General features: G+C 66.1%; 17 protein-coding genes. 10 read left to right on the top strand and 7 right to left on the bottom strand.

Annotated features, from left to right (window positions below):
* Window positions 1–36: 36 nt before the first annotated feature.
* From QTI66_RS22660 to QTI66_RS22620, 9 genes are all read left to right on the top strand, one after another.
* Window positions 37–1,650 carry a GMC family oxidoreductase gene (locus QTI66_RS22660; RefSeq protein ID WP_286562179.1) on the top strand — a complete coding sequence of 538 codons (1,614 nt, stop codon included), beginning with the start codon at window positions 37–39 and terminating at the stop codon, window positions 1,648–1,650.
* 63 nt (window positions 1,651–1,713) lie between these two features.
* Window positions 1,714–3,681 carry an alkyl/aryl-sulfatase gene (locus QTI66_RS22655; RefSeq protein ID WP_286562178.1) on the top strand — a complete coding sequence of 656 codons (1,968 nt, stop codon included), beginning with the start codon at window positions 1,714–1,716 and terminating at the stop codon, window positions 3,679–3,681.
* A 271-nt stretch (window positions 3,682–3,952) separates the two neighbouring features.
* Window positions 3,953–4,933, top strand: coding sequence for a formylglycine-generating enzyme family protein (locus QTI66_RS22650; protein ID WP_286562177.1), 981 nt, complete (start codon window positions 3,953–3,955; stop codon window positions 4,931–4,933).
* Window positions 4,934–4,944: 11 nt separating this feature from the next.
* Window positions 4,945–5,394, top strand: a complete 450-nt coding sequence (locus tag QTI66_RS22645; protein ID WP_286562176.1) for a YidH family protein — start codon at window positions 4,945–4,947, stop codon at window positions 5,392–5,394.
* A 13-nt stretch (window positions 5,395–5,407) separates the two neighbouring features.
* A complete protein-coding gene (locus QTI66_RS22640) occupies window positions 5,408–5,800 on the top strand; it encodes a DUF1622 domain-containing protein (protein WP_286562175.1) in 393 nt (130 codons plus the stop codon).
* Between the two features lie 217 nt (window positions 5,801–6,017).
* On the top strand, window positions 6,018–7,574 hold the full coding sequence (locus QTI66_RS22635) for a TolC family protein (RefSeq protein WP_286562173.1): 1,557 nt from the start codon (window positions 6,018–6,020) through the stop codon (window positions 7,572–7,574).
* Window positions 7,571–8,410: an efflux RND transporter periplasmic adaptor subunit gene (locus QTI66_RS22630; RefSeq protein ID WP_286562172.1), complete on the top strand. Its 840-nt coding sequence runs from the start codon at window positions 7,571–7,573 to the stop codon at window positions 8,408–8,410. Before QTI66_RS22635 ends, QTI66_RS22630 begins: the two co-directional genes overlap by 4 nt.
* Before the next feature lie 7 nt (window positions 8,411–8,417).
* Complete coding sequence (locus QTI66_RS22625; RefSeq protein WP_286562170.1) at window positions 8,418–9,665, top strand: HlyD family secretion protein; 1,248 nt, start codon at window positions 8,418–8,420, stop codon at window positions 9,663–9,665.
* On the top strand, window positions 9,631–12,306 hold the full coding sequence (locus tag QTI66_RS22620; protein WP_286562169.1) for a cadherin-like domain-containing protein: 2,676 nt from the start codon (window positions 9,631–9,633) through the stop codon (window positions 12,304–12,306). Before QTI66_RS22625 ends, QTI66_RS22620 begins: the two co-directional genes overlap by 35 nt.
* Here the strand turns inward: QTI66_RS22620 and QTI66_RS22615 are convergent.
* The 7 genes from QTI66_RS22615 to QTI66_RS22585 form a co-directional block, all read right to left on the bottom strand.
* Window positions 12,268–13,143: an NAD-dependent protein deacetylase gene (locus tag QTI66_RS22615; protein ID WP_286562167.1), complete on the bottom strand. Its 876-nt coding sequence runs from the start codon at window positions 13,141–13,143 to the stop codon at window positions 12,268–12,270. The two genes, QTI66_RS22620 and QTI66_RS22615, sit on opposite strands and share 39 nt — an antisense overlap.
* Before the next feature lie 220 nt (window positions 13,144–13,363).
* Window positions 13,364–14,110, bottom strand: coding sequence for a lysophospholipid acyltransferase family protein (locus QTI66_RS22610; RefSeq protein ID WP_286562166.1), 747 nt, complete (start codon window positions 14,108–14,110; stop codon window positions 13,364–13,366).
* 5 nt (window positions 14,111–14,115) lie between these two features.
* A complete protein-coding gene (locus tag QTI66_RS22605; RefSeq protein ID WP_286562165.1) occupies window positions 14,116–15,390 on the bottom strand; it encodes a dihydroorotase in 1,275 nt (424 codons plus the stop codon).
* Between the two features lie 18 nt (window positions 15,391–15,408).
* A complete protein-coding gene (locus QTI66_RS22600) occupies window positions 15,409–16,371 on the bottom strand; it encodes an aspartate carbamoyltransferase catalytic subunit (RefSeq protein WP_286562164.1) in 963 nt (320 codons plus the stop codon).
* Window positions 16,372–16,457: 86 nt separating this feature from the next.
* On the bottom strand, window positions 16,458–16,958 hold the full coding sequence (pyrR, locus tag QTI66_RS22595) for a bifunctional pyr operon transcriptional regulator/uracil phosphoribosyltransferase PyrR (protein WP_286562163.1): 501 nt from the start codon (window positions 16,956–16,958) through the stop codon (window positions 16,458–16,460).
* Between the two features lie 34 nt (window positions 16,959–16,992).
* Complete coding sequence (gene ruvX / locus QTI66_RS22590; protein ID WP_286562162.1) at window positions 16,993–17,424, bottom strand: Holliday junction resolvase RuvX; 432 nt, start codon at window positions 17,422–17,424, stop codon at window positions 16,993–16,995.
* Window positions 17,421–18,020, bottom strand: coding sequence for a YqgE/AlgH family protein (locus tag QTI66_RS22585; RefSeq protein ID WP_286562161.1), 600 nt, complete (start codon window positions 18,018–18,020; stop codon window positions 17,421–17,423). The genes ruvX and QTI66_RS22585 overlap by 4 nt, the downstream gene beginning before the upstream one ends.
* Here QTI66_RS22585 and QTI66_RS22580 point away from each other — a divergent pair.
* Window positions 18,019–19,512 (top strand): cryptochrome/photolyase family protein, encoded by a 1,494-nt coding sequence (locus tag QTI66_RS22580; RefSeq protein ID WP_286562160.1) that lies wholly within the window; start codon window positions 18,019–18,021, stop codon window positions 19,510–19,512. The two genes, QTI66_RS22585 and QTI66_RS22580, sit on opposite strands and share 2 nt — an antisense overlap.
* Window positions 19,513–19,585: the final 73 nt, after the last annotated feature.

Genomic DNA, 19,585 nt, shown 5'->3' with positions numbered 1-19,585 from the left:
AGCCTGCAATGCAGCGCGCAGCACGGAGGTATCCCAATGAGCACCGAAGAGTTCGACTACGTCGTCGTGGGTGGTGGTTCGGGTGGTTGCGTCGTCGCGTCACGCCTGACCGAAGACCCCAACGTGAGCGTCTGCCTGCTCGAGGCGGGCACGGCCGACAAGAGCGTCTTCATCCATGCGCCGGCCGGCCTCATCGCCATGATGCCGACGAAGTACAAGAACTGGGCCTTCCAGACGGTTCCCCAAAAAGGACTGAATGGCCGCCGCGGTTACCAGCCGCGCGGCAAGGTACTCGGCGGCTCCAGTTCCACCAACGCGATGCTGTACGTGCGCGGCCACCGCTGGGACTACGACCACTGGGCAGACCTTGGCAACCCGGGCTGGTCGTATGAGGAAGTGCTGCCCTACTTCAAGCGCTCCGAGAACAACGAGACGCATCGCAACAGCCCCTACCACGGCACCGGCGGGCCGCTGAACGTTGCGGAGCTTCGCGCGCCGAGCGAGATCAACAAGGCCTTCCTGAAGGCCTGCGAGATGAACGGCATTCCGCACAACCCGGACTACAACGGCGACGAGCAGTTCGGCTCCTTCATGTACCAGGTGACGCAGAAGAACGGCGAGCGTTGCAGTGCGGCCAAAGGCTACATCACGCCGAATCTTTCGCGGGCCAACCTCACGATCAAGACCGAAGCCCGCACATCGCGCATCCTCTTCGAAGGCCGGCGCGCGGTCGGCGTGGCCTACTCGCAGGGCGGCGCCGAAAAGGAAGTGCGCGCGCGTCGCGAGGTCATCCTCACGGCCGGCGCGTTCGGCTCGCCTCAGCTCCTGATGCTGTCGGGCGTCGGCCCCGGCGCCGAGTTGCAGCGGCTGGGCATTCCCGTGCTGCAAGACCTGCCTGGCGTGGGTGAAAACCTGCACGACCACGTTGACCACATCCAGAGCTACAAGACCAAAAGCACCAAGGAAACCTTCGGCCTGTCGGTCGGCGGATCGGTGCGGCTGGCCGGTGAAATGGCCAACTGGCGATTCAACCGGCAGGGCGTCATCACCTCCAACTACGCCGAGTCCGGCGCGTTCATCCGTTCGTCGCCGGAGATGGAGCGGCCCGACCTGCAAATGGTGTTCGTCGTCGCCATCGTCGACAACCACGGCCGCAAGATGCACATGGGTCACGGCTATTCGTGCCACATCGAAATCCTGGCGCCGCACAGCCGCGGCAACGTGAGGCTGGCGAGCCGTGACCCCTTTGCCGATCCGATCATCGACCCGAAGATCCTGGACGACGAACGCGATCTTCACACCTTGGTTAAGGGCGTGCAGATGCAGATGGACATCCTCGAATCGAGCCCCTTCGACCCGTATCGCGGCAAGATGAACTACGCCGTCCAGCGCAACGACGTGAAGGGCATTGCCGAAGACATCCGCAACCGGGCGGACACGCAATACCACCCCGTGGGCACCTGCAAGATGGGACCGGACAGCGACCCGATGGCCGTGGTCGATGCCCGCCTTCGCGTGCGCGGCCTCGAAGGCCTTCGCGTGGTCGACGCGTCGGTCATGCCGCAGGTGTGCGCCGGCAACACCAACGCACCGACCATCATGATCGGCGAGAAGGCATCGGACCTGATCCGTGCCGATGCGCGGGCCTGACCTTTTTTCCTTTTTCCTTTCACCGCATCCAACTACTCATTACATCAAGGAGACGTCAGTTCTATGAAAAACCTCAAGCCCACATGGATCGCTGCAGTCGTTGCAGTGGCATTCGCAGGCCAGGCATTTGCCCAGCATGGCCCGATGCAAAAGCCCGCCTCGCAGGCCACGATTCGCGCCAACCAGGCCGTGGCGCAGACCATGGCCATGGACGACAAGACAGACCTCGAGGAAGCATCGCGCGGCTTCATCGCGCAATTGCCCAACCCTGTGGTGCAGGACGCCAAGGGGCAAACCGTATGGGATGAAAACCGCTTCAGCTTCATGAAGGGCGACGCGCCCGCGACGGTCAACCCCAGCCTCTGGCGTCAGGAAAAGCTCAACAACATCAGCGGCCTTTTCAAGGTCACCGACGGCATCTACCAGATCCGCGGTCTCGACCTCGCCAACATGACGCTGGTCGAAGGCAATACCGGCTGGATCCTCATCGATCCGCTGCTGACCACCGAGATGGCCAAGGCAACGCTCAAGTTCGCCATCGAAAAACTGGGCAGCAACAAGCCCGTGTCCGCCGTGATCTACACGCACAGCCACGCCGACCATTTCGGCGGTGTTCGCGGTGTCATCAATGAAGAGGACATCAAGGCCGGCAAGGTCAAGGTGATCGCACCTGAAGCCTTCATGGAAAACTCCATTGCCGAAAACGTGCTCGCCGGTACCGCCATGACGCGCCGCGCGACCTACCAGTTCGGCGCGGGCCTGGACGCCAACGAACGCCAGGCCGTGGGCGGCGGCTTGGGCAAGGCACTCAGCCTGGGCACCATGAGCCTCATTCCGCCGACCGACCACATCACCAAGACCGGCCAGGAAATGACGGTGGACGGCGTGCGCATCGTGTTCCAGATGGCGCAGAACTCCGAAGCGCCGTCGGAAATGATGTTCTATTTCCCCGACAAGAAGGCGCTGTGCGTGTCGGAAGTGCTCAGCAAGACCATGCACAACATCTACACCATCCGTGGTGCCAAGGTGCGTGATTCGCTGGCGTGGAGCAAGTACATCAACGCGACGCTCGACCTGTACCCCGATGCGGAAGTGGCCTTTGGCAGCCACCACTGGCCGACCTTCGGCAAGGCCAACATCCAGAAGTTCATGGTCAACCAGCGCGACACCTATCGCTTCATCCATGACCACGCGGTCAACATGGCCAACAAGGGCATGACGATGGACGAGATCGGCGACCAGAAGTTCTTCCCCAAGGGCCTGGCCGCAGACTCCAGCACGCACGGCTATTACGGTTCGCTGAGCCACAACCTGCGCGCCGTCTACCAGTTCTACCTGGGCTTCTACGACGCGAACCCCGCCAACCTGAACCGCCTGCCCCCGGTCGATCTGTCCAAGCGCTATGTCGCGGCCCTGGGCGGCGAGAAGAAGGCGCTGGAAATCGCGAAGAAGGCCTTCGATGCGGGCGACTACCGCTGGGCTGCGGAAGTCTCCAACCGCGTCGTGTTCGCCAACCCGGACAATGCCGCCGCCAAGGCACTGACGGCCGATACCTTCGAGCAACTGGGTTACCAGTCCGAAGCCGGCACCTGGCGCAACGCCTACCTGGTGGGCGCACGCGAACTGCGCGAGGGCATCATCAAGCCACGCGTCGCAGCGCAGGGCCCGGACGTGGTGCGCGGCATGGACAACGAACTGCTGTTCGACTACATCGCGCTTCGCCTGAACCACGAAAAGACCGACGGCATGAAGGCCAACATCCAGATGGAGTTCACCGACCTGAAGGAAACCTGGGCGCTTGAACTGTCGAATTCGGTGCTCAACAACACCAAGGGCCGCGTGCTGAAGAACCCGGACGTCAAGCTTACGCTTACGCGCCAGGCCTTCCTGGCCATGCTGCTGCAAGGCAAGAAGGTGCCTGAGCTGGTCGAAGCCAAGATGATGACCATCGAAGGCGACCCGAAGGTGTTCGCAGGTGTGTTTGCCAACGTCGAGACCTTCGACCCGTACTTCAACGTCGTGACGCCTTGATATAGCGGGCTTTGCAAGCGGCCGGTGCGCACGCATCGGTCGCCGGCTGACACCAGCCGCTACCGGGGACTTGGACCGAAAGGTTCAAGTCCCCGTTGTCATTGGGCTTTCACGGATTTCGTGCGCCAAGCTGCGCGACTCGAAGCAAAGTCCGGGTCTGCGCCTGCGCTGGAACCAGGGTCGTGTTCAAGAACTGTTGACGATATGGAGCGCAAGCGGCAATCTACGCCGCTCCCCGCCCTTCCACCACATCGGCCATCAGGATCCTGACGTGAACGAACCTGTGCAGACGGAACGACCGACCTCGACGACTCCCAACGCTTCGAACGACAACATGGCCTGGATACCGGGCGGCACCTTCCTGATGGGATCGAACGACCACTACCCGGAAGAAGCGCCTGCGCACCGCGTGGCCGTCAATGGCTTCTGGATCGACCGCCATACGGTCACCAATGCCGAATTCAAGCGCTTTGTCGACGCCACGCGCTACGTGACCGTGGCCGAGCGCCCGGCCAATGCCGCCGACTATCCCGGCGCGGATCCGGCCATGCTGGTGCCGTCATCGGTGATGTTCCAGAAGGCCTCGCAGCGCGTGGACCTCAGCGATCACCACAACTGGTGGACCTACGTGGCGGGCTCGAACTGGCGTCATCCGCGGGGTCCGCAGAGCGGGCTCCAGGGCCTGTGGAAGCACCCTGTCGTGCACATCGCCCTGGAAGACGCCGAGGCCTACGCGAAGTGGGCGGGCAAGGAACTGCCGACCGAGGCCGAATGGGAGTTTGCCGCGCGCGGCGGGCTCGACGGCGCCGAATACGCATGGGGCAGCGAATTCACGCCCGGCCGGCGCCACATGGCCAACACCTGGCAAGGCGAGTTCCCCTGGCAGAACCAGCTGGAAGACGGCTACGAATGGACGGCCCCGGTGGGCTCCTTTCCGCCCAACGGCTACGGCCTCTACGAGATGACAGGCAATGTCTGGGAATGGACCACCGACTGGTACCAGGACCACGGCAAGATCGAGCACGCCTGCTGCACGCTCGACAATCCCCGCGGCGGAAGCATCGAGCAAAGCCACAACCCGCGCGCGACCACGCTGCGCATTCCCCGCAAGGTCATGAAGGGCGGCTCGTACCTGTGCGCGCCGAACTACTGCCGCCGTTATCGGCCGGCCGCGCGCATGCCGCAGGAGATCGACACGTCGACCTGCCATCTCGGCTTTCGGTGTGTCCTGCACGCGGCGGGGCCGGTGTAGGGGAAAGCTTCATGGCGGATCCAGGCGCTGTCGAAGACCCGTCGACCGAGTTGTCGTCGCGCCGCACCGGCATGTCGTTCCAGCGCACGCGCATGAGCGCGGACCGGACGCTGATGTCGGTCATCCGCACCTCGCTGTCGCTCATCGGCTTCGGCTTCACGCTCTTCCAGGTGTTCCAGAAGCTGCATGCCGCGGACGTGCTCAAGAGCAGCACGGCGCCGCGCCACTTCGGCGAAGCACTGGTGTGGCTGGGCATCGCGATGCTGGTGCTCGGCATCGTCTATCACGTGCGCTTCATGCGCGGCTTGCGCTTGCAGCGCGAGCAGATGCATGCGCAGGGGCTGGTCCATGCCGAAAGCGGATTTCCGACTTCGCTGACCTTGATCATCGCCCTGCTGTTGCTCGCACTGGGCGTGCTGGCGGTTGTCAGCATGACCTTTGACGTGGGCCCGTTTCACTAGCTTGGGAACATCCATGGACCTCGAAGCCCTGGAAGCCTCACTGCACGAATTCGCGCATTTCGTGGCGCTCGCCGTCGAGGCGTGCGCGGTGCTGTTCATCGCCGTGGGCGCGATCGCGGCCTTGTACCGCATCGTCACGGGATGGTTCGAGCTGCGCCATGAAACCCACGAGATGCGCAGCCACATGCGGCGGGGCGTATGGCTGTCTTTTGCGCACTGGCTCGTCGCGGCGCTCACGTTCCAGCTTGCCGCGGACGTGATCAACACGTCCTTCTCGCCGACCTGGGAGGAGTTGGGACATCTCGGCGCCATTGCCGTGATCCGGACGTTCCTGAACTACTTCCTCGGCCGCGAGATGGAAGAGAAGAAAGCGCTTCAAGAGGATTACCAAAAGCGGCCCAGTTGACACATCAGTAACCAAATGGCCGACCCGTTTCACGCGGTCGGTCATGCGATGCGCTCTCCCCGCTGTGCGGCTTCGCAAGCCGTGCAAATTCCGCGTAGGGAATTGTCACTCAATAGTTTCTTTGCTTGCCTCATTAACACGCAGCGAGCAGTACTCTCGCGGCCGCGCCTTCAAGGAGGTGCACATGCCATCGCACCAGAACAATGGGGAGTGAGCAATGAACGTCCAGAGGACACCCGAGACCGGCCCGTGTTCGGTGCATCCCCCGTCCATGCGAACCTTGGGGGCCGTGCTGCTCTTCATTGCGCTGGGTGGATGCGCCATCACCCCCGCGCCGCTGGATGAGCAGAAGCAGAAAGATCGCACCGCTTCGCTGATCTCGCGCATGGCCGCGGACCAGGAACCGGTCACGGTGCCCATCGATCTCTATGAAGCGATGGCACGCGCCATCAAGTACAACCTGGACTACCGCGTCGAGGTGATGGACCAGGCCCTGCGCACCCGCGACCTGGAACTCAAGCGCTTCGACATGCTGCCCAAGCTGTTGATCGACCTCGACTACGCGGGCCGCACCAATGAGTCCGGCGGCATCAGCCGTTCGCTGTTGACCGGCAGGATCAGCCTGGAGCCTTCGACCTCCAGCGATCGCGAAGTGCTCGCGACGGACCTCATGCTCAGCTGGGACTTGCTGGACTTCGGCCTCTCATACGTACGCGCGCAGCAGGCCGCCGACGAAGTGATGCTGGCCGAAGAGCGCAAGCGCAAGGTGATCAACCGCATCGTCGAAGACGTGCGCTCCGCCTACTGGCGCGCGGTGAGCGCCGAGCGCCTCCTGGGCAAGATCGCCGAACTTGAGACGGTGACGCAGGAAGCCCTCGCGCAAGCCGATCGTCAGCAGAGCACCGGCCAGACCGCGCCGCTCGCGGCACTGAGCTACCAGCGCGAACTGCTCAGCATCCGGCGCGAGGCGCAGACGCTGGCGCGCGAACTCAGCGTCGCCAAGCAACAGTTGGCTGCCTTGATGAACCTGGCGCCCGAAACCCCGTTCAAGGTCGTGCTGCCATCGCGCACGACGACCTGGACGCCGGTGCGCATGCAGAACATGGACATGCTGCGCATGGCCATCGAGAACCGGCCCGAACTGCGCGAAGTGGCCTACCAGCTTCGCAGCAACGAACGCGAAGACACGGCGGCCATTCTTCGCATGCTGCCGAGCCTGCGGCTTTTCGTCGGCGCGGACTGGAGCTCCAACAGCTACCTCTTCAACAACAACTGGGGTGCCTATGGCGCGCGCGCCAGCTGGAACCTGCTGAACGTGTTCCGCCTGCCGGTCGACCGCGCACGCGTGCAGGCGCAAAGAGACCTGCTGGACGAACGCGCACAGGCCCTCACCATGGCCGTGGCGACGCAGGTGCAGGTGGCACGGGCGCGCTACGAATTCCGCCTGCGCGAGCTCGACACCGCTTCGCGCTATCTGGGCGTGCAGGGCAAGATCGAAGAGCAGTTCAACGCCGGCTTCAAGGCCGAGAAACTGAGCCGCCAGACCTTGATCCGCGAGCAGATGAACACGGTCGTCTCGGAGGTACGGCTCGATGTCGCCCTGGCCGACTTGCAGAACGCCTACGCGAACGTCTATGCCTCCATCGGCATCGACCCGATCGATTCGAGCATGAGCAGCAGCGACCCGGTCAACGTGCTGTCAGACAAGCTGCGCAAGCTCTGGGCGCAGCGCGACGACGCGCTCGCCTCGGCCACAACGACGGCAACGCAATGAACGCAATGAACGCACGGCGCGCACTCGCGGTGCTTGGCGTGGTGCTGGGCGCCTGCACCTCGGCTGCGGCGCAGGGCGCCGGCGGTGCGGGCGGCACTGACACCAGCATTGCGCGCGGCGTGTTGCGCGCAGAAAAGGAGGCCGTGCTGTCGAGCACGGTGTCGGAGCGGATCACCGCCATGCCCTTCCGCGAAGGCGATCGCTTTCCGAAGGGCGCGGCGCTGGTGACTTTCGACTGCGGCCGCTTTGCAGCGGACCTGCGAGCGGCCCGCGCCGGCGAGGCGGCCGAAGCGCGCAACGCGTCGGTGCAGACCGAACTGCTCGGCATGGGCGCAACCGGCAAGGCCGAGGCCGACATCGCCGGACTCAAGCAGAAAGAGCGAGCCGCACAGGCACAGACCATCCAGGAGCGCATGACGGGCTGCAAGGTCATCGCGCCCTTTGCCGGCCGCGTGGTGGAGACGATGGCGCGTGCGCACGAAGCGCCGCCCGCGAACGAAAAGCTCATCCGCATCGTGAGCGACGGTCCGCTCGAACTGCACATGGTCGTCCCTTCCAGATGGCTGGGCTGGCTCAAGGTGGGATCGAGTTTCGACTTCAAGGTCGACGAGACGGGCGACACGGTGAAGGCGGTGGTCGATCGCATCTCGGGCGCGGTCGATGCCGTGAGCCAGACCGTGAAGATCATCTGCAAGGTGCCCACGGTACCCGCCTCGGTGCTGCCGGGCATGAGCGGGCAGGCGCGCCTGCAGGAAGCCGCCGCCACCGCCGTGCCTGCCGCCAACGCGAAGCCGGCGATCGTGCCAACCACAGGGAGCGGCGGCACGGGTCGCTGAACACATCGTGAGCCAGAACGAGGAAGTCCGGAACACGGTGGCAATCGAGGGTGGCAAGACGGTCAAGCCGCGACTGGTGGCGAGCGAGGGCAAGCCGACGCATGCCACGAGCGCGGGTCCGCTCGGCGCCACGAGCCCCGCCCCCTCGCAGGCTGCGCCCGGCGGCGGGCTGCTGCACCTCATCACCATCGAAGGCAGCCTGCGTCAATGCGCGACGCGCCAGGCGCTGTGGACGCACCTGGCCAACGAGCCGGTCGTGCTGCTGCCCTTCGGCCAGGCGCTGGTCTTCGAGCCGCGCCATCGTGCAAGACGCGCCAGGCCGGGCGACCTGCACAAGGACACCTCGGGCGGCTGGCGTGCCGTGGCGGTGTCGGCACTGGCGACGGTCAATCGCGATGCGCCGATGCTGCGCTGGTATGAAGACCTGGCCAGCAATCTCTGGTCCGCGAGCGAAGACCGCGCCGCCATCGCGTGCTTCACGCTGCCCACGCATGCCGACCCGCAGGATCCGTGCACGGCCGAGGCCGGGTTGCGCCACTTGATGTGGGTGCCCATCGCCGAAGCGGGCAAGGCAGCCTCCGCGGGCTGGCTGCTGGCCCGCGACACCGAATGGGAAGACGGGCACCGCAAGCTCGCGACGCGCCTCGCGCAGGCCTATGCGCACGGCGCCAGCGCCATCGATGGCCGCGCCATGCCCTCGCGCGACTGGCCGCGTCGCTTGCGGCGGCTGGCCCTCGGGCTCGCGATCATCGCGGCCGTGCTGGCCTTCGTGCCGGTGCCGCTCACCACCTTGGCCCCCGTCGAAGTCACGCCCAGGGACCCCTTCGTCGTGGCTGCGCCGGTGCAAGGCGTGGTCGAGCGCATCCTGGTCGATCCGGGCGCACAGGTCAAAACAGGCGACCCGCTGGTGCAGCTCGTCGACACCACCCTGCGCAGCGATTCGGAAGTCGCACAGCAAAAGCTCGAAGTCGCGCGCGCCAAGATGCTTCGCCTTCAACAAGCTTCGATGGAGGACAACACCGCCAAGCGCGAGCTGGCGATTGCACAGACCGAAGAGATGGTGGCGCGCGCCGAACGCGACTATGCGCAAGCCATGTTCGACAAGGCCGTCATCAAGGCGCAGCAGCCGGGCGTCGCGCTCTTCGGCGATCCGCGCGACTGGGTCGGCCGGCCCGTCGTGGTTGGCGACCCTCTCTGGCAAAGGCCAACCTGGCAACACAGTGACCGTGTTCGACAACGGACAACCCATTGGTGAAGCACCGGTGGGTGACGACGGCACGTGGAGCTTCGCCAACGCACCAATCACCGTCGATGTGCTGCCCCCACCCGGCATCGATGCCGATGGCGATGCGCTGTCGGTGACGCAGTTCAGCGTGGACCACGATGGCAACCCAGCCACGCCGCCGGCAGTCGTCACGGTGCCCCCGGGCGGCACCAGCGCGGCGCAACCGATCACAGATGCCGCGGGCCATGCGGTCGGTTCGGTGACGATGCATGCCGACGGCACGCTCACCTTCACCGCCGCGCCCGGCTGGCACGGCCCGGTGCCCGACGTGACGTACACCGTCACCGACGGCAGCCATGACGTCGAGGGCACGCTGGGCTTCGCGGACGTGCCGAACAATCCGCCGGTGCTGCCGCTGATCCCCGATGCCGCCACGCTGGCCAACCAGCCGATCACCGTCGACGTGCTGCCGCCACCCGGCACCGATGCAGATGGCGATGTGTTGTCGGTGACGCAGTTCAGCGTGGACCACGATGGCAATCCCGCCACGCCGCCAGCGCTCGTGACGGTGCCGCGGGGCGGCACGAGCGTGGCGCAAGCGATCACCGATTCGGCGGGCCATCCGGTCGGCTCGGTGACGATGCGCTTCGACGGCACGCTCACTTTCACGGCCGCGCCGGGCTACCACGGCCAAGTGCCCGATGTGCGGTACACGGTCAGCGATGGCACGCACAGCGTGGAGGGCGGCGTCGGCTTTGTCGACGTGCCGGACAACGCGCCCGCGCTCCCGGTGATTGCGGATGCCACCACGCAGGCCAATCAACCGACCACCGTCGACGTGCTGCCGCCGCCCGGTACGGATGCCGATGGCGACGTGATGTCGGTGACGCAGTTCAGCGTGGACGCGGATGGCGATCCGGCCACTGCGCCCGTTGTCGTGACCGTGCCCTCGACCGGTTCCAGCGCGTCGCTGCCGATCAGCGATGCAGGCGGCCATGCGATCGGCGAGTTGACGATGCGCGCTGATGGCACATTGACCTTCACGCCGGTGCCGGGCTTTCATGGCGCGGTGCCTGACGTGACCTACACGGTCACCGATGGCACGCACAGCGTTGAAGGCGTCGTGGGCTTTTCCGACGTGCCGAACAACGCGCCGGTGCTGCCGGTGATCGCTGATGCGACGACGCAGGCGAACCAGGTGAACACGGTCGATGTGCTGCCTCCGCCGGGCACGGATGCTGATGGTGATGTGTTGTCGGTGACGCAGTTCAGCGTGGACCACGATGGCAACCCGTTGACGACTGAGGTCGTTGTCACGGTGCCGTCCGGAAGCACCAGCGTAGCGCGGCCGATCACCGATGCAGATGGGCACGCGATTGGCGAACTGACGATGCGCGCCGATGGGCTCTTGACCTTCACCGCCGCACCCGGCTACCACGGGCCGGTGAGCGACGGCATCACCACCGTGACAGCCACCCTGCGCCTGAACGTCGACGCGGTGAACGATGCGCCCGTGGTTCCCGACACGACCATCGACGTGCCGGGCGGCGAACCCAGCGATGTGCCCGCGGACGAAGGCTTGCTGGCTGATGCCCGCGACATCGACGGCGACGCGCTGGCCATCGTCAGCTTCACGATCGGCGGCATCGCGCAGCCCTTCGCGGCGGGCACGGTTGCCGACATTCCAGGCGTCGGGGCGCTCACCATCCACGCCGATGGCAGCTACCGCTTCGTGCCGGCGAGCGGCTATTCGGGAGCGTTTCCGGCGGTCACGTTCGTGATCAGCGACGGCCACGGCGGCATCGCGACGGGCGAACTTTCGCTCAACGTCGTGGCGCCGCCCGCAGAACCTGCCGACGACGTGCCGGTGCACACAGACTTCGTGTTCGTGGCGCGCCCCGACGATGACCCGCAGCGCGTGGCGACAGGCGACGCGACGCTCCGAGTCCACGGCGCCGTGCTCGGTGCGGTGGCAGCGCTGGGTGGTCCACCGGCCAGCGTGACGCTCGGCGCGCATGGCGTGGTGCTGGCCGCCGTTGACGGCGTGGCGCCATTGAACGGCACGACGCTGCCCACGCCGCACGATGCACTCGGCGCCAGCGCCGGCTTCAACGCGGTGTCGCACGCCAGCAGCAGCCGCACGCCCATCGACCGGCTTCACGCAAGCCTCTTCAACGAAGGCCATCAGGATCCGCTGAGCGCCCTCTCGACCGGCGCGTCACTGCGCCTCTTCGCGGCGCCGGGCAAAACCGACGTGGTCCTGCAGATGCAGGTGAGCGACGGCCGAGCCTGGATCGGCGTCGACGACATCGATTCGCGCCATTCGCCGATCCGGCGCGTGGACGTGACGCTCGCCGATGGCCGGCCGCTGCCCAGGTGGATTCACGTGGACGCCAGCGGCCTGATCCTGGTCGAGGCGCCGGCCGGCACCGAGCGCATCGGGTTGCGCATCACCGTCATCCGGCACAACGGCGAAGCGCGCTCGCACACGGTCGATATCGACATTGGCGCCGGCGAATTGCACGAGCGATCAGAAGCCGCGCCGAATCGGGATGGCCGGCGGGCCGACGCAGGTCAACACGCGGATGCGCGCGACTTTGCATCGCAACTCGCGCGAGCACACAGCCGTCCATCAACCGTGGACGTCGAGTTGTGGGCCGCGTTGTCCTGAGACGCCCGCTGCGACCGGCGCCAGGCGTGCCGCCAGTTGCGCGAGCGCCTCACCCACCGGCTGCTCCACCTTGAGCGTCAACAAGTCGTCCGCCCGCGTGCGGCCGAGGTTCACCGCCGCCACAGGCTTGGCGGCGGCCGCCGCGGACTGCACGAAGCGAAAGCCCGAATAGACCATCAGCGATGAGCCCGCCACCAGCACCGCGTCGCACTCCGCCAGGGCGACCCGCGCATCCGCCACGCGCTGCGGCGGCACGCTCTCGCCGAAGAACACGACGTCGGGCTTGAGCACGCCGCCGCAGTGCGGGCAGGCCGGCACGTCGAAGCTGGCGAAGTCGCGGCCGTCGAGGTCGGCGTCGCCGTCGGGCGCGATGCGCGCCTCGAAGCCCGCCCACGCCGGGTTGCGCCGCAGCAACTCCGCCTGCAATGCGGCACGCGGGCTGCGGGTCTCGCAGGCCATGCAGCGCACCGTGTCGATGCGGCCGTGCAGGTCGATGGTGCTTCGACTGCCGGCCGCCCGGTGCAGTCCATCGACGTTTTGCGTGAGCAGCAGCCCGACATGGCCTGCGCCCTCCAGCTGCGCGAGCGCCCGGTGCGCGGCCCCCGGGCGGGCGCCCGACATGACGGGGAAGCCGATCATGCTGCGCGCCCAGTAGCGCCGGCGCGTCAGGTCGTCGCCCATGAACGCCTGGTAGGTCACCGGCGACGGCCGCTTCCAGTCGCCGTTGCCGTCGCGATAGTCCGGAATGCCCGATTCGGTGCTGCAACCTGCGCCGGTGAGCACGAACAGACGGGGATGCCGACGCACGAACGCCTCGAGTTCTGCGGTGGATTTCATAAGTCAGCAGTGTCGCGCCTTTGGCCGGGCCCGGCTGTTGTAGGCCCAAACCCACAGGCATCACAACAATTTTCTGGCAAGCCTCGCCCTGTGGCGCAACTATTGTTCAGTCATTCCCTTCCGGGAAAACCGTTACCCTCCTCCCGGCGCCCCAATGGCGTCGTTAATCAGCGCCCTTAGGGGCGCTGTTTTTTTGGGGATCAGGGAATCGTCTGGGCGATCAGGACATCGTCAGGCTGCGCAGCCGGTCGATGTCGGCGTGCAGGCTCTGCGCCCACACCCGGCGGTCTCGCCCCTGCGGATCCTGCGGCTCGCCGAAGCGCACGAAAGCCGTCAACGGCGGCGCGCAAAGGGTGCGCCAGACGGAGTCGAGCAGGCTTTCGTCGCCGATGTAGCTCGGCGCAAAGCTTGTCTGGCCGGTGGCGCTTTCGGCAAAGCGCAATGCCGCCGGCAGAACCGGAGCGCCCGACGAAATGGCTGCTTGCAGCAGGTTGGCGTGAAAAGGCAGCAATTCCCTTCCGTCACCCGTTGTTCCCTCAGGAAATACGGCGATCAGGTCGCCCTGCTTCAGCGCCTCGGCCATGTGGTGCACCACGCGCAGCGCGTCACGCGGGCGTTCGCGCTCGATGTAGACCGTGCCGGCGCCAGTCGACATCATTCCCAGCATCGGCCAGTGCCGGATGTTGGACTTGGCGACGAAGCGCACATGCTGCGCCGCATGCACGGCGAGGATGTCCAGCCACGACAGGTGGTTGATGACCACCAGCATCGGCCCATGCCCCGGCGGCGTGCCCTGCACCACCACCTGGATGCCAAAGACGCCCAGCATGTCGCGCGCCCAGCTCTGGACGCGCTCGGCGCGCTGTTCGGGCGTGAGCCGCGCAAAAGTGAAGCGGATCGTGCACCACCCGGAAAACGCGCAGGCGATGGCACGCAACAATTTCCAGCACGCAAGCAGCGAGCGCATCCCCTTCAGGCCTGGTAGACGAAGCGTCCGCCCACCAGCGTGACGCGAACGCGCCCGCGCATGGCGTAGCCGGCAAAAGGCGTGTGCTTGCCCTGGCTCTTGAGCATGTCGGGCGTCACCTGCCACTCGCTGTCCGGGTTGAAGATGCACAGGTCGGCGACCGCGCCGGGCACGATGCGCGTTGGCGCGTTGGCGCCCAGCATGCGCGCCGGCGCCGAAGTGATGACTTCGATGGCGCGCTTCATTCCCGCGCCGCTCTGCTCGCCCCATTGCAGCGCGAGCGGCAGCAGCAGTTCGAGGCCCGTGGCACCGGCTTCGCTTTCCGCAAACGGCAAGGTCTTGGCATCGGTCTCGACGGGCGTGTGGTCGGACACCAGCGCGTCGATGGTGCCGTCGGCCAGCGCGGCGGACAGCGCATCGCGGTCGCGCTGCTGGCGCAGCGGCGGGTTCAGTCGCGCACGGCTGTCGAAATAACCGATGTCGGTGTCGCACAGGTGCAGCGAGTTGATGCTGACGTCGCAGGTCAGCGGCAAGCCCTCGGCCTTGGCCGCGCGCACCAACGCCACGCCGGCAGCGCTGGACAGGCGGCACAGGTGAACGCGCGCGCCCGTGCTGCGCATCAGTTCGACGATGGTGAAGATCGCGATCGTCTCCGCCGCCACCGGCACGCCGGAAAGGCCGAGGCGCGTGGCCAGCGGTCCACTCGCGGCCACGCCTTTGCCCAGATCGCGGTCTTGTGGACGCAGCCACAGCGTGTAGCCGAAGGTGCTCGCGTATTGAAGCGCGCGTTGCAGCACCTGCGTGTTGGTCAGCGGCACGTCGGCCTGGCCGAAGCCGACGCAGCCGGCGCCGGTGAGCTCGTTCATTTCCGTCAGCACTTCGCCTGCGAGGCCGCGCGTGATGGCGCCCAGCGGGTAGAGCCGCGCGCACTGGAGCTTTTCGGCGCGGTACTTCAGCATCTCGACCAGGCCCGATTCGTCGAGCACCGGGTCGGTGTCCGGCGGGCACACGAGGCTGGTCACGCCGCCCGCGACGGCCGCGGCCATCTCGCTGCTCAGCATGCCTTCGTGCTCGTAGCCCGGCTCGCGCAGGCGCGCTGCGAGGTCCACGAGGCCCGGCACGACGACGCAGCCTTCGGCGTCGATGGTGCAGTCGGCCTTGAAATCGGCCGGGATCTCCTTGAGTGCTGCGATTTGCCCATTGGCGATGGCCAGGTCCGCCTGTTCGTCGAAGCCCGACACCGGGTCCAGCACGCGGGCGTTGGCGATGTGGATGTTCATGTGCTTGTTCATCGTCCGTTATGCCTCGTTGCCTGCGACGATGCTCATCACCGCCATGCGCACGGCGATCCCGAAAGTGACCTGGGGAAGGATCACGCTTTGCTGTCCGTCCACGACGGCCGAATCGATTTCCACGCCGCGGTTGATGGGCCCCGGATGCATCACGATGCAGTCCGGCTTGGCGTGTTGCAGCTTCTCCGGCGTCAGGCCGAAGGTCTTGAAGAATTCCTGCGACGAAGGCAGCAGCGCGCCGCTCATGCGCTCGTTCTGCAGTCGCAGCATGATGATGACGTCGCAGTCCTTGATGCCTTCTTCGAGCGTGTGGCACACGCGCACGCCCATCTGCGCCATGTCGGCGGGCACCAGCGTCTTGGGGCCGACCACGCGCACTTCGGCGCAGCCGAGCGTCGTGAGCCCGTGGATGTCGGAGCGCGCCACGCGCGAGTGCAGCACGTCGCCGACGATGGCCACCGTGAGGTTGCTGAAGTCTTTCTTGTAGTGCCTGATCGTGTACATGTCGAGCAGGCCCTGCGTCGGGTGCGAATGCCGCCCGTCACCGGCGTTGACCACGTGCACATGCGGCGCGACGTGTTGTGCAATGAGGTACGGCGCGCCCGATTCGCTGTGCCGCACCACGAACAGGTCAGCCGCCATCGCGCTCAGGTTGGCGATGGTGTCGAGCAGCGATTCGCCCTTGGTCGCAGAGGAGCGCGCGATGTCGAGGTTGATGACGTCCGCACTCAGCCGCTTGGCTGCGATCTCGAAGGTGGTGCGCGTGCGCGTCGAATTCTCGAAGAAGAGGTTGAACACGCTCTTGCCGCGCAGCAGCGGCACCTTCTTCACCTCGCGGTCGCTCACGCTCGTGAAGTTCGCGGCCGTGTCGAGGATGTGCGTGATGATGTCCTTGGGAAGGCCCTCGATGGACAACAGGTGGATCAGCTCGCCGTGCTTGTTGAGTTGGGGGTTGCGCTTGTAGAGCATCGATCAGGACTCCCGCCGGGCCGCCCCAAGGGAGGCCTGCGCCCCCTCGGGGGGCAGCGAATACACGAAGTGATGAGCGTGGGGGTTCACAGACTTCCTTCGATTTGGAGGGCAAACGCGCCTGCCGCGTCACGCGCCAGGGCCAGTGACTGCGTAGCGGGCAGCTCGAAGTGGGCCGCGGCAAAATTCGCCGCCACCGGCAGCTCGCGCCCACCGCGATCGACCAGCACCGCGAGTCGCACCGACTCCGGCCGCCCGAAGTCGAAGAGCTCGTTGAGCACCGCGCGAATCGTGCGGCCGGTGTAGAGCACGTCATCCAGCAGCAGGATGTCGGCGCCGTTCACGTCGAAGGGCAGCACGGTCTGCGCGCTGGCAGACAGCCCGCGCCGCGCGAAGTCGTCGCGGTGCATCGCCGAGGAGATGATTCCGGGCGCGCCGGGCAGGCCCAGGTCTTTTTGCAGGCGCTCCACCAGCCACGCGCCGCCGGAGGTCACGCCGACCAGCCTGGTGGCCGGCCGCATCAGGGATTTGACGCCGGCAAGCAACTCCACATAGAGCGCTTCGGCGTCGGGCACGACGGGGTTCAAGATAGTTCCTCCAGTTGGTTTTGTGTGTTCGCGGTCACGCGAGGCTCCTCAGGAATTGCTCGAGGATGATGCAGGCCGACGCCGCATCCGGATCGCGCGCGCCATTGGCAAGGGCCTCGGTGGTGCTGTAGCGCTCATCGACTTCGAACACCGGCAGGCCGAAGCGGCCTTCGAGCTGGCGCGCAAAGCGCTTGGCCAAGCGCGTGTTTTCATGCGGGGCGCCGTCGGGGTGATAGGGCACGCCGACGACCAGCGCGTCCGGCTGCCATTCCTTGATGCGCTTTTCAACCTGCGCGAAGCGTGCATCGCCTTCGGCGGCAATCGTTGCTTGCGGCGTTGCAGCACCCAGCAGCCGGTTGCCGCTGGCCACCCCGGTCCGCTTGCGACCGAAGTCGAAGGCCAGGAAGCTTTGGAAACGGGTTGGGACGGAGGTTGAAGCGTCGGGAGGCATCGCCGCCAAGCTCATGCGTGACCCGCGTCTGGGGACAACTTCCAGGCTTCGAGGCCGAGAAGCATCAGCGCCTTGGCGTAGCGCTGCTCGATGGGGGTGTCGAAGATCACGGCCGGATCGGCATCGACCGTGAGCCAGCTGTTTTCCGCCAGTTCGGATTCGAGCTGGCCTTCGCCCCAGGCGGAATAGCCGAGCGACACCAGCACCTTGCGCGGCCCCGAGCCGGTTGCGAGCGCTTCCAGCACATCCTTGGACGTGGTCAATTCCAGCCCGCCCGGAATGGTCATGGTCGAGGCGTAGACCGACTCCGCGCTGTCCGGCGCATTCGCCACCACCGGCTCGTGCAGCACGAAACCGCGCTCGGTCTTGACGGGGCCGCCCTGGAAAACGGGGGAATCGCCAATCGCGCCGCTGGTCATCGGCAACTCGACTTTTTCGAAGAGGGCCCGCAGGTTGATGTCGCTGGGTTTGTTGATGACCAGGCCCAGCGCGCCCCGCTCACTGTGCTCGCACAGGTACACGACGCTACCCGCGAAGGCCTCATCCTGAAGGCCCGGCATGGCGATCAGGAAATGATGCGTGAGGTTCATGCGGGCAGAATCGGACGACATGCCGCCGATTTTACTGGCCGTCGACAAGACTTATCCAAAGGGTTTGATGTGGTTCCGCCGCGATCTTCGCGTCGCGGACAACGCCGCGCTCTTCCACGCCTTGCGCAGCTGCCGTCAGGTTTTTTGTGTCTTTGTGTTCGACAAGGCCATTCTGGACGACTTGCCGCGCGCCGACCGGCGTGTCGAATTCATCCGCGAATCGCTGGTGGACCTGGCCGAAGCGCTGCTCGCCCACGGTGGCGGGCTGATCGTGCGGCACGCCGTGGCGCAGGACGAAATCCCGCAATTGGCCCGCGCGCTCGACGTGCAGGCCGTGTTTGCCAACCGCGACGACGAGCCCGATGCGCTGGCGCGCGACGCGCAGGTGTTCGGCGCGCTGGCCAACGCGGGCATCAGCTTCCATACCCACAAGGACCGTGCTGTTTTCGAGCGCGACGAGGTGCTGACGCAGGCCGGCCAGCCCTTTTCCGTGTTCACCCCCTACAAGCGGGCGTGGCTGGCCAAGGTCGACGAGTTCTACCTCAAGGGCTACCCGGTCGAGCGCTATGCCGACGCGCTGGCGCCGCCGCCTGCCCCCTTTCGCGGCGGCGTTCCGCAGCTTGCCGACATCGGCTTCGAGGTCACCAACCTGGGGGAGCTGGAGATTCCACCCGGGGCCCTCGGCGCGGCCGTGCTCTTCGAAGACTTCTTCGAGCGCATCGACCGCTATGGCGATGCGCGCGACTACCCCGGCGTGCGTGGCCCCAGCTACCTGGGCGTGCACCTGCGCTTTGGCACGGTCTCGATCCGCGAGGTCGCCGGCATCGCCCATCGGCTGGCGCTGCAGGGCAATCCCGGCGCAGCCGTCTGGATGAGCGAGCTGATCTGGCGCGAGTTCTACTTCCAGGTGCTGGCGCACCGCCCGGATATGGCGAAGGGAAAGAGCTTCAAACCCGAGTACGACAAGATCGTCTGGCACCACGGCAAGCACGCCGACGGGCTGTTCAACGCATGGTGCGAAGGCCAGACCGGCTACCCGCTGGTGGACGCCGCCATGGCGCAGATCAACCAGACGGGCTACATGCACAACCGGCTTCGGATGGTGGTGGCGAGCTTCTTGTGCAAGGACCTGGGGCTGGACTGGCGGCGCGGCGAAAAGTACTTTGCGCTGCACCTGAATGACTTCGAGCTGGCGTCCAACAACGGCGGCTGGCAGTGGGCGAGTTCGAGCGGGTGTGACGCACAACCCTACTTCCGGATCTTCAACCCCGTGACGCAGAGCGAACGCTTCGACCCCGAAGGCAAATTCATCCGGCGCTACCTGCCGCAGCTGGCGGGGCTGTCGAACCAGGCGATTCACGCGCCGTGGACGGCCTCGCCGGTCGAACTGGAGGCGGCTGGCGTGAGCTTGGGCGAAACCTACCCGAAGCCCATCGTCTACCACGCCGAGGCGCGCGAACGCACTTTGCAGCGCTACGCCGTGGTTCGCAACGCGATTTCGCGCAAAACCTGACGGACGCAAGCGTTTGCCGCGAATCCTGAGCGCGGATGCCGGACGCTTCCGGGAGCCCGCGCCCTGAACTCCC

Origin of the sequence: Variovorax brevis, from assembly GCF_030317105.1 — a bacterium.
GTDB classification, from domain to species: Bacteria; Pseudomonadota; Gammaproteobacteria; order Burkholderiales; family Burkholderiaceae_C; genus Variovorax; species Variovorax brevis.
This window is presented reverse-complemented; position numbering and strand designations above follow the sequence as displayed.

What these genes read in the sequence shown, in the direction of transcription:
- QTI66_RS22635 (WP_286562173.1), top strand. Translation starts at nt 6,018, where the DNA reads ATGAACGTCCAGAGGACACCCGAGACCGGCCCGTGTTCGGTGCATCCC.
- QTI66_RS22655 (WP_286562178.1), top strand. Translation starts at nt 1,714, where the DNA reads ATGAAAAACCTCAAGCCCACATGGATCGCTGCAGTCGTTGCAGTGGCA.
- QTI66_RS22605 (WP_286562165.1), bottom strand. Translation starts at nt 15,390, where the DNA reads ATGAACATCCACATCGCCAACGCCCGCGTGCTGGACCCGGTGTCGGGC.
- QTI66_RS22610 (WP_286562166.1), bottom strand. Translation starts at nt 14,110, where the DNA reads ATGCGCTCGCTGCTTGCGTGCTGGAAATTGTTGCGTGCCATCGCCTGC.
- QTI66_RS22585 (WP_286562161.1), bottom strand. Translation starts at nt 18,020, where the DNA reads ATGTCGTCCGATTCTGCCCGCATGAACCTCACGCATCATTTCCTGATC.
- QTI66_RS22580 (WP_286562160.1), top strand. Translation starts at nt 18,019, where the DNA reads ATGCCGCCGATTTTACTGGCCGTCGACAAGACTTATCCAAAGGGTTTG.
- QTI66_RS22630 (WP_286562172.1), top strand. Translation starts at nt 7,571, where the DNA reads ATGAACGCAATGAACGCACGGCGCGCACTCGCGGTGCTTGGCGTGGTG.
- QTI66_RS22600 (WP_286562164.1), bottom strand. Translation starts at nt 16,371, where the DNA reads ATGCTCTACAAGCGCAACCCCCAACTCAACAAGCACGGCGAGCTGATC.
- QTI66_RS22645 (WP_286562176.1), top strand. Translation starts at nt 4,945, where the DNA reads ATGGCGGATCCAGGCGCTGTCGAAGACCCGTCGACCGAGTTGTCGTCG.
- QTI66_RS22615 (WP_286562167.1), bottom strand. Translation starts at nt 13,143, where the DNA reads ATGAAATCCACCGCAGAACTCGAGGCGTTCGTGCGTCGGCATCCCCGT.
- ruvX (WP_286562162.1), bottom strand. Translation starts at nt 17,424, where the DNA reads ATGAGCTTGGCGGCGATGCCTCCCGACGCTTCAACCTCCGTCCCAACC.
- QTI66_RS22640 (WP_286562175.1), top strand. Translation starts at nt 5,408, where the DNA reads ATGGACCTCGAAGCCCTGGAAGCCTCACTGCACGAATTCGCGCATTTC.
- QTI66_RS22660 (WP_286562179.1), top strand. Translation starts at nt 37, where the DNA reads ATGAGCACCGAAGAGTTCGACTACGTCGTCGTGGGTGGTGGTTCGGGT.